The organism is uncultured Sphingomonas sp., assembly GCF_946477935.1.
GTDB lineage: Bacteria > Pseudomonadota > Alphaproteobacteria > Sphingomonadales > Sphingomonadaceae > Sphingomonas.
In genome coordinates, this window is record NZ_CAMLAC010000214.1 from 1 (window position 1) to 6,235 (window position 6,235).

Sequence of the window (6,235 nt, forward strand, 5' to 3'; positions counted from 1 at the left end):
GGACGAGCAGCTTGTCGACCGCGGGCAGGATGCTGAGCTTGTGCGAAACGACGAGGACGGTGCGGCCCGTCTGCTTGGCGCGGGTGAGGGCGGCGACGAGGGCGGCGTCGCCATCCGAATCGAGATGCGCGTTGGGCTCGTCGAGGATGAGGAGCGCAGGGTCGCCGTAGAGTGCGCGGGCGAGGGCGATGCGCTGTGCCTGGCCCGCCGAGACGCCGCGGCCGCCGAGCGCGAGGCGGTGGTCGAAGCCGCCGGGCAGGCGCTGGATCAGGTCGCGCGCGCCGACCGCATCGGCGGCGGCGACCACCGCGGCATCGATCTGGTCGCGGTCCTGCGTCAGTTCGCCTGCGAAACGCGCGATATTCTGCGCGACGGTGCCGGCGAACAGCGCGGTATCCTGCGGCAGATAGCCGAGGTGGCGGGCGAGATGCTCGGCATCCCAGTCGCGCAGGTCGGCGCCGTCGAGGCGGACGATGCCGCGATCGGGGCGGATCGCGCCGACCATCACACGGGCGAGGGTGGACTTGCCCGCGCCCGAGGCGCCGACGATGGCGACGACCTCGCCCGGCCGGACGGCGAACGACACATTGCTCAGGATCGCGCGGTCGCCGCCGGGGGCGAGGACGGTGACGCCTTCGAGCAACAGGGCGCCGGTGGGGGGTGGCAGCGTGGTAGGCGACGTGTGCGCGTGTCCTTGTGCGAGCATGGTATCGAGGCGGGTGTAGCCGCTGCGGGCCTGGGCGATGCTGCGCCAGGTGGCGACGAGCTGTTCGATGGGGGCGAGCGCGCGGGCGATGAGGAAGGAGGCGGCGAAGATCGCGCCGGCCGAGATCATGTCGTCGATGGCGAGCAGCGCGCCGAGGCCGAGCGCGAGGCTTTGCAGGGCGAGGCGGGTGAATTTCGTAGCGGTGAGGTAGCTGCCTCCGGCCAGCCCCGCCTCGGTCTGCGCGACGAGCATCGCGTCGCGGGTCCGCTGCTGGCGGGCGACGAGGGCGCGGCGCATGCCGAGCGCGCGCACCGCCTCCGCCGAGGTGAGGGCGGCATCCTGCGCGGCATAGGTGCGCGCGGCGATCGCCTGCGCCTGATCGAGCCGGGGGCGGGTGGCGCGTTCGTTGGCAAGCGCGATCAGCGGCAGCGCGATGCCGCCGAGGAGCGCGACCGCGCCGATCCAGGGATGCACGACGAAGCAGACGAGGATGTAGAGCGGCAGCCACGGCGCGTCGAACAGCGCGAGCATCGCCGGGCCGGTGAGGGTGGCGCGAAACTGGTCGAAATCGCGCAGGGCCTGGCGGGCCTCGGGCGCGTCGGGGCGGCCGAGCGTGGCGTCCAGCAGATGCGGCGCGACCGCGGCGTCGAGCGCGACGCCGGCGCGGGTGAGCAGACGGGTGCGCGTCCGGTCGAGCAGCGCCAGTGTCAGGAGCGCGAAGAGCAGCACGACCGTCAGGAACAGCAGGGTCTGGCCGCCTCGCGTCGGCACCACCCGGTCATAGACCTGGAGCATGTAGAGGGTGGGGGCGAGATACAGCAGGTTGAGCAGCGCACTGAACACTGCCGCCGCGGCGAAATGGCGGCGGCATTGCGCGAGGGCGGCGCGCATCGGGCTGTCGGAACCGGGCGACATCAATGGCTTGATGCGTACACTATCCGGTGGGGCGACCCAATAGGGGTATTTGCGATGGTTGATCGCGAGCCATTCACGGATGGCGAGAAAGCGATGGCATCATCGTGACCCGCTCGCGCCGAGCAGGGGTCGGGTAGCTCCCGCAGAAGCGTATCGACCTGCTGGCGGCATGTTGACCGGCTCACGGTATCGAGGGACTGTTCGGTGCGGCCGCCTGTCTTGTAAACGTCAGAGTTGGTCGGCACGTGTGACAGCGGTAAGGGCACCGTTCAGGTGTCCGGAAATACTTGTTTGTCGCGCAGTTACGATTGGAACCGGGTTTTCCGCACATCCGGCCGCTGAACGGCGATAGTTGGCAGGAAAGCGGTCCAACCGCTTTTGGGGAGTAAGGCGGGCTTAGCGGACCTTACTGCCTTCCACGCGGGCATAAAAGTCGAAGGAAACCTTGCCTGCGATACAGGTAAGCGTGCGTTGGCCCGCCTCATTGTTTGCAATGAGCATCTCGTTGCCGTGATCGTAGTCCAAGCCGCGCCATTTGAGGCGCTGCTGCCCGCAATTTAACGCTGCTTCAGTCAAAGCTCGAACAGGATCGACGGAGGCCGGCTGGCCTTTCTCATCGACCCAACGCCATTTTCCCCGGAAGAGCCTTCCCGCATATTGATCGTTCGCAAGCGGGTTAGGAACGCTTGGCAGGCTTATCACCAGCGTGGAGCTACTTTGGGCCTGCTTTTGCGCTTCAACCGGAACGCACGGGAGAAGCACAAGGCCGAAAACCAGGACGACACGTGCCATGTAGCAATCATGTCACCTTGATCGAACGTCCGCAATCGGGCTGCGTAGCACAAGCTGTGAGCGACTTGTCATGGGCGACACCTGCCAAACGAAGCCTGTCGCAAAACACATGTTTGGCGGCCAGCGGCGTCGGCCGGGCTCGCCCCATATCTCGCGCGCTCAGCTTGGCGATCTGCAAGCCTGACAGCTATCACACAAGCGCGACCAGTACCGCTTCCTTATCAGCCGATTACGCCCAGACCATGCAGCGCCAAGCCCGCGGCTGCCGTCGCCAGCAGTGTCGTGATGACCCCGGCGCGCGTCATGAAGATCGCATAGGCGGCTCCCAGAGACAGTATGAGGGCGGCCGGATCGATACTGGTCAGTACCGGCGCGTCGAACCGCAACGGCCCTGCCGTGACCAGGGTCGTGGTACGGAACAGCGTATGCAGCGCGAACCAGATCGCGAGATTGAGGACGACGCCGACGACCGCGGCCGTGATCGCAGACAGCGCGCCCGCGACCGCGGCATTGCCGCGCAGCCGCTCGATGAACGGCGCACCCAGGAAAATCCATAGGAAGCATGGCACGAATGTAACCCAGGTCGCGAGCAATCCGCCGAGCGTTCCGGCGACCAGTGGCGACAGCGCGCCGGGGTCGCGATAGGCGCCCAGGAACCCGACGAACTGCAGGACCATGATGAGTGGTCCAGGCGTCGTCTCTGCCATGCCCAGCCCGTCGAGCATCTCCTTGGGTCCCAGCCAGCCATAGGTATCGACGGCTAGCTGCGCGACATAAGCGAGGACGGCATAGGCCCCCCCAAACGTCACCATCGCCATCGTCGAGAAAAAGGTCGCGATCCGGCTGAACACGTCATCGGGTCCGAGCGCGACCAGCAGCGCGGCGACCGGCACGAGCCACAGCGCAAGCCAGACAATCGCCGTCCATACCGTCTCACGCCAGCTCGGGCGGGCGTGGGCGGGTAGTTCCTCACCCAGCAGCGTCTCGGCATCGGCGACGATCGCGCCCTTGGGCGTGCTGTGGCCACCACCACGGAACGCTGTGCTTCCCTGCCGTGCCGACCACCATCCGATGATCCCGGCCCCGAGCACGATCAGCGGGAACGGCGCGCTCGCGAAAAAGATCAGAACGAAGGCGAACGCAGCAAGGATGCGCGCCGGCATGCTCTTGAGGGCGCGGCTTCCGATCCGGACGACCGCCTGGAGGACGACGGCCAGCACTGCCGCCTTCAGGCCGAAGAACAGTGCCGAGACGATGCCGACGCGGCCGTAGAGGACATAGACCCAGCTCAGTGCCATGATCGCGACAGCACCGGGGATGACGAACAATACGCCGGCGACGATGCCGCCTTTCGTGCGGTGCATCAGCCAGCCGATATAGGTGGCGAGTTGCTGCGCCTCCGGGCCGGGCAGCAACATGCAGTAGTTGAGCGCGTGGAGGAACCGCTGCTCGCCGATCCAACGCTTCTCGTCGACGAGGATGCGGTGCATCACCGCTATCTGGCCTGCCGGCCCGCCGAACGACAGCATGGCGATGCGCAGCCATACCCAGAAGGCTTCGCCGAGTGTGACCGGCTCCGGCCGGGTGCGTGGCGAAGCATCGATCGCGGCGCCGGTCATGCCGACACCTTCGCGCGCGCGGGCTGATGGGAGGACCAATCATGCTTCTCATCCTGTGCGTCACGGCACCAGCGATACAGCGCATCATAGATCGCCATCCCGGCTTCGAGCTGGGCATGGTCGTCGCTGTGGATGCGTGACAGACCGAGAGAGATCGCCAGGAGACCGGCAGCCTCCGGCACGATGTCGAGCCGGCCGGTGTCCGCGCCGCGGACGATCGCGGCCAGACGGGTCAAGGCTTCATGGTTTTCGAGGCCAAAGGCCTGAACCATTACGTCGAAGGTGCATTGCTCGCCACGGTGGCTCCAGAACACGCGCTCGTCGGCAATGTCGAACGGCTCTGCCTGCTGCTGCGCTGCGACGGTCAGCACTTCCCCCGGTGCCACGAACAGGAAGCGGGCGTCGGGATCGACGAAGCGCCGGATCAGCCACGGACAGGCGATACGGTCGATCTTGGGCCGCGCCCGGGTCACCCACCAGGTCCGCCCGTCATCGTGACGCGGCGGCAGGTGCGCCAGCGACACCGTGGGCCACCCTCCTGCCAGCCAGGCTGCGAAGCCTCCCTCAAGCACTTCTGCCGCTACACCGTCGCTCCGGAGGATCGCCGCAGCCGCAGCAGCGGGGCCGTCGCCGACGTCGTCGACGATCACTACTGGCGATCCGGCAGGCATGTCCCACCGTGCCGGCTCTCGATGAGCGGGAAAGGTCGCTCCCGGAATCGTCTCGGATCGCGCGTCGCGTAGATCGATGATGCGGGGCGCGCCGGACAGCGCGATGAGGCGGGCGAGCTTTTCCGGGGCAATGGCATTTGGAGCAGGCATGATGCGTCCCTTGCGTGTTCGTGCTGGACGCGATGCTCTGGCTGACGCCTCGTGGGGAGATCGCAATCCCCATGCAGCTAATCAGCCACGACGGTCAGGCGTTGTCAATCGTCGGCACTGCCCTTTCCATTGCTGTGATACGCGGCGATGCCGCTCCTCGACGCTTACTCGAGACGAACGGAACGAGGGTTCAACCTCCTGTCATCTCGCTCTAGGATCGGGCATGGTCGACCTGTCCGCCGTCGTTGCCGAGATCGCCGCCGAGATGAAGGCGGCACCCGACCGGGGGGTGCCGGCGCAGTATATTCCCGGCCTGCGCGACGTCGATCCGGCGCGCTTCGGGATGGCGGTGATCGAGATGGACGGGACGTGCCATCTGGCCGGCGATGCCGAGGAGGCGTTCTCGATCCAGAGCATTTCCAAGGTCTTTGCGCTCACCCTGGCGCTGGGTGCGGTGGGCGACCAGTTGTGGACGCGGGTGGGGCGGGAGCCGTCGGGCACCGCGTTCAATTCGATCGTGCAGCTTGAGACCGAGCACGGCATTCCGCGCAACCCGTTCATCAATGCCGGCGCGATCGTGGTGTCGGACGTGCTGCTGGGCCGGCACGAGCCGCGCGAGGCGATCGGCGAGATGCTGCGCTTCGTGCGCGGGCTGGCGGGGGAGGAGGACATCATCGTCGACCGTGCGGTGGCGGCGGCCGAGATGGAGACGGGCCACCGCAACATGGCGCTGGCGCATTACATGCACGCCTTCGGCAATCTGAAGAATCCGGTGGAGCGGGTGCTGGGATTCTACTTCCACCAGTGCGCGCTGGCGATGAGTTGCCGGCAACTGGCGCTGGCGGGGCGGTATCTGATGGCGCGCGGGGTGCAGCCGGGTGCCATGGCCGGGGAAAGGGGGCGATCGGTGGTGTCGCCGCAGCGGGCGCGGCGGATCAACGCGGTGATGATGACCTGCGGCCATTATGACGGATCGGGCGAGTTCGCCTTTCGCGTCGGCCTGCCCGGCAAGTCGGGCGTGGGTGGGGGCATATTGGCGATCGCGCCGTGCAAGGCGTCGATCGCCGTATGGTCGCCGGGGCTCAACGCCCGCGGGAATTCGCAGCTAGGGACACTCGCGCTGGAACGGCTCGTGCAGCGGACGGGGTGGTCGGTGTTCGACCCCGGCTGAGTGCGAGCGCACGACGCAAGGGGGCGAAGGCGAGCGCGGGGCGGAAGGACAGCAGCAGGACGAGCGTGACACCCGCGACTGAGGCGGCGCCCAGCGCGCGGACGATCCGCTCGCCGGTGAGCTCGGTGCCGCAGGTGGTGAAGGCGAGGACCAGCGCGAGGCTGCCGAGGAAGCGCAGCGCGCGTTTGGCGCGGGGATCGCAGACGCCCGA

5 protein-coding genes are annotated in these 6,235 nt (G+C 67.3%); 1 reads left to right on the plus strand and 4 read right to left on the minus strand.

Translation table 11 applies throughout. The features are described 5' to 3' along the window. From Q0U08_RS16610 to Q0U08_RS16625, 4 genes are all read right to left on the minus strand, one after another. The coding region (locus Q0U08_RS16610) for a type I secretion system permease/ATPase (RefSeq protein WP_298092718.1) at nucleotides 1–1,621 on the minus strand (1,621 nt) is incomplete at its 3' end. 396 nt (nucleotides 1,622–2,017) lie between these two features. Further along, entirely contained in the window at nucleotides 2,018–2,413 is a 396-nt protein-coding gene (locus tag Q0U08_RS16615; RefSeq protein ID WP_298092719.1) for a hypothetical protein, read from the minus strand. 221 nt (nucleotides 2,414–2,634) lie between these two features. Next, nucleotides 2,635–4,032, minus strand: a complete 1,398-nt coding sequence (gene chrA, locus Q0U08_RS16620; RefSeq protein ID WP_298092723.1) for a chromate efflux transporter — start codon at nucleotides 4,030–4,032, stop codon at nucleotides 2,635–2,637. Further along, entirely contained in the window at nucleotides 4,029–4,853 is an 825-nt protein-coding gene (locus Q0U08_RS16625; protein ID WP_298092721.1) for a sulfurtransferase/chromate resistance protein, read from the minus strand. The genes chrA and Q0U08_RS16625 overlap by 4 nt, the downstream gene beginning before the upstream one ends. A gap of 223 nt (nucleotides 4,854–5,076) precedes the next feature. Between Q0U08_RS16625 and Q0U08_RS16630 the strand changes: the two genes are divergently transcribed. Continuing rightward, nucleotides 5,077–6,024 carry a glutaminase gene (locus tag Q0U08_RS16630; protein ID WP_298092722.1) on the plus strand — a complete coding sequence of 316 codons (948 nt, stop codon included), beginning with the start codon at nucleotides 5,077–5,079 and terminating at the stop codon, nucleotides 6,022–6,024. Nucleotides 6,025–6,235 lie beyond the last annotated feature (211 nt).

What these genes read in the sequence shown, in the direction of transcription:
- Q0U08_RS16630 (WP_298092722.1), top strand. Translation starts at nt 5,077, where the DNA reads ATGGTCGACCTGTCCGCCGTCGTTGCCGAGATCGCCGCCGAGATGAAG.
- chrA (WP_298092723.1), bottom strand. Translation starts at nt 4,032, where the DNA reads ATGACCGGCGCCGCGATCGATGCTTCGCCACGCACCCGGCCGGAGCCG.
- Q0U08_RS16615 (WP_298092719.1), bottom strand. Translation starts at nt 2,413, where the DNA reads ATGGCACGTGTCGTCCTGGTTTTCGGCCTTGTGCTTCTCCCGTGCGTT.
- Q0U08_RS16625 (WP_298092721.1), bottom strand. Translation starts at nt 4,853, where the DNA reads ATGCCTGCTCCAAATGCCATTGCCCCGGAAAAGCTCGCCCGCCTCATC.